The sequence below is a fragment of the Polaromonas sp. genome (assembly GCF_018780625.1).
Classification (GTDB): Bacteria; Pseudomonadota; Gammaproteobacteria; order Burkholderiales; family Burkholderiaceae_C; genus Polaromonas.
This window is the reverse complement of the sequence record NZ_JADMJK010000140.1, coordinates 1-2,895: the sequence shown is the minus strand read 5'-3', so window position 1 is coordinate 2,895 and position 2,895 is coordinate 1. Positions and strand designations below refer to the sequence as shown.

At 62.3% G+C, this 2,895-nt stretch carries 3 protein-coding genes; 1 reads left to right on the top strand and 2 read right to left on the bottom strand.

Going from position 1 to position 2,895, the window contains the following annotated elements:
• Positions 1-29 precede the first annotated feature (29 nt).
• On the bottom strand, positions 30-380 hold the full coding sequence (locus IV091_RS12295) for an Hpt domain-containing protein (protein WP_293469107.1): 351 nt from the start codon (positions 378-380) through the stop codon (positions 30-32).
• A gap of 548 nt (positions 381-928) precedes the next feature.
• On the opposite strand from IV091_RS12295, the gene IV091_RS12290 reads away from it, so the two are divergent.
• Positions 929-1,756, top strand: coding sequence for a response regulator (locus tag IV091_RS12290; RefSeq protein WP_293469105.1), 828 nt, complete (start codon positions 929-931; stop codon positions 1,754-1,756).
• Between the two features lie 52 nt (positions 1,757-1,808).
• Here the strand turns inward: IV091_RS12290 and IV091_RS12285 are convergent, their stop codons facing one another.
• Positions 1,809-2,879 (bottom strand): adenosine deaminase, encoded by a 1,071-nt coding sequence (locus tag IV091_RS12285; protein ID WP_293469103.1) that lies wholly within the window; start codon positions 2,877-2,879, stop codon positions 1,809-1,811.
• Positions 2,880-2,895: the final 16 nt, after the last annotated feature.

Sequence of the window (2,895 nt, the reverse complement as noted above, 5' to 3'; positions counted from 1 at the left end):
GGGGTCGTGGGGTCTTGGGGTCTTGGGGACTAGTCAACCTGAATGCCGATTTCTGCGGACAGGCCGCGACAAAACGCCTCGACGACCCGGCCCACCTCGGTCTGCTCGGCGAGCGTCAAGGCCTTTGCAGCGCCTGCCAACGGACTGACGACCATCTCCAGCACCCGGGCCGCATCGCCCAGCGCGGCAAAGCCGAACGTTGCGCCCGACCCCGCCAGGCTGTGCGCACAGCGCTCCAGGCCGGCCAGCGCTGGCGCCTCGCCATTGAGCACCTGGCGCCAGAGGGACTCGACTTGTTCCAGCCGCTCGGGGAACGCGCTACGGTACTCCGCACGCTGCGCTTGCAGAAACGCGGCAAAAGAAGGATGGGGGGACGTCATGACAGCAGGACTGGCGATGGCGGCGTCATGCCCGGCGAGGCGACGAGGTCGCCGGCCAAATCGCGTACGTAAGACACTGCGAATGACAGCTTGTTTTTTTGAAAGAAAAGTAACGCATCGTCCATCTTAAGGTGAAACCATCCAGGGCCGGCGCGTGAGCGAAACGAAATCTCCCGGCGCGCACAAAGCATGCAAGGAAATTCAGAGGCATGGCCGGCATCAAGTGCAATCCTTGACTGCGGACATGGGGGCTGCGTGGCCGCCATCACCGGGAAAAAGCGCGCCTGAAGAAGACCCTGCAGAAGCGCTCAGCCGATTGCACGTTAGACTGGATGCTTCATGGCCGTTGTGCAGGCGTTGAAAGTACGTAGCGGCAACGACGTCAAGCACCCCGCGCCACCTTAAAAAAGGCGAGCGCATTGGCCGACCAGGTCGACGGCAGACCAGGAATTGCAGGAATTGAGATTCTTGCGCGAGTCAATAAATTCACCTTGAAATTGGTGAAGGACATCTTCAAACAGAAGTCGGACCAAAGGAACGTAACAAGGATGCAAGACTTCGAAGTTTATGGCCTCACCGAGCAGGGCAAAAATGAGCTGCGCAGTGGCGCGACCACGCTGTCGCCAGCCCAGATTGAACTGCTGATCAGGATCGATGGGATTTTGACGGTCGCGCAAATCAAGGCCGGCCTGCCCGGGATGCCGCTGGCGACCTTCACCACGAGCTTCGATAGCTTGCTGGGCCTGCACCTGCTGTCAGCTGTAAGGGTTGACCCGTTCGCAGAACAGTTCGAGTTCCAGGTTCCGCTGAGCAAAACGGCGCTGTCCCGGGCCGAAGCAGAGGCCGATGCGGGCGCCGCCTCGCTCAGGAAGGCCGGCTATTACGTGAGCATTGCCCGCAAGCGCGGCCCCTTGCGCACGCTGGCGCGGGACGAGGTGCTGACTGCCGTAGTGGTGGAAGACGAGCCCATGCTCGCCAAATTCATACAGAGTTACCTGGCCTTCGAGGGCTTCGATGTACGGCTGGCGAGCAACCGGGCCGAAGTCATTGCGGAAATCCGCAAGTCCCCGACGCCCGACCTGATTCTTCTGGACGTGATGTTGCCCGACGCCGACGGCTTTGACATCCTGCTCAGGCTGCGCCAGCACCCGATACTCAAGAACGTCCCCATCATCATGCTGACGGGCAAGGCCACGCGCGAAGCGGTGATCAAAGGCCTGGCCGGCGGCGCAGACGGCTATGTCACAAAACCCTTCGAGGCCGACGCACTGATGCGCGCGATCAGGACCGTCGTCGGACTGCCGCAGGTGCATGAGGTGCCGTTGACGCCCGCCGGCCCGAAAGACCCTTGGGCCTCCAAAAAAAACCACCGCTGAGACGGGGTGCAGGGCCGGATGACAGCCCGCAGCAAAGCGCGGCACCTGCCCCTTAAGCCGGGCCGGTTTCCTGGAAAAAAGTCTCAAAGCACGCATTCAGCCGGTCGATATGACGGCGCTTGGCCGCCGCATCCATAAAGCTCGCCTCAAAGCTGTTGCGCGCCAGCGTGTAGGCGTGCTGGGCGTTGAGGTCCAGGGCGACAAAAGTCTGCGTGAAGTTCTCGTTCATGTAGCCGCCAAAGTAAGCCGGGTCATCCGAATTGACGGTGGCCACCAGCCCGGCGTCCAGCAACTGGCGCAGGTTATGGCGGGCCAGGTCGGGGAACACGCGCAGCTTGAGGTTGGACAGCGGGCATACCGTGAGCGCAATGCGACCTTCCGCCAGGCGCTGCATCAGGGCTGCGTCTTTGCTGGCCTGCACGCCGTGGTCGATGCGCTCGACCTTGAGCAGGTCCAGCGCGGTCCAGACGTAGGCCGGCGGGCCTTCTTCGCCGGCATGCGCCACCAGGTGAAAGCCCAGTTCGCGGCAGCGCGCAAACACGCGCGCAAACTTTTCGGGCGGGTTGCCGAGCTCGCCTGAATCGAGCCCCACGCCGATCAGTTTGTCGCGAAAAGGCAGGGCTTGCTCCAGCGTGGCAAACGCATCGTCCTCGCTCAGATGGCGCAAAAAGCACATGATCAGCGAGGCGCTGACGCCCAGTTTGGACTCGGCATCGACGCAGGCACGGTGCAGGCCATTGATCACGGTTTCCATGGACACGCCGCGCGCCGTGTGCGTCTGCGGGTCAAAAAACAGCTCGGCATGCACCACGTTGTCCTGCGCGGCGCGGCGCAGATAGGCGCGCGTCATGTCGTAGAAGTCCTGCTCCTTCAGCAGCACGCTGGCGCCGGCGTAGTAGATATCGAGAAAGCTCTGCAGGTTGCTGAAGGCGTAGGCGCTGCGCAGCGCCTCCACGCTGGCGTAGGGCAAGGCCAGGCCGTTGCGCTGCGCCAGCGCAAAAATCAGCTCGGGCTCGAGCGAGCCTTCGATGTGGATGTGCAGCTCGGCTTTGGGCATGCGCCGCAGCAGCTCGGGCAGGCGGTCGGCGGCGACCGGTTTCACGGCAATTTCAGGAAAATTCATGTCAACTCCAAAAACA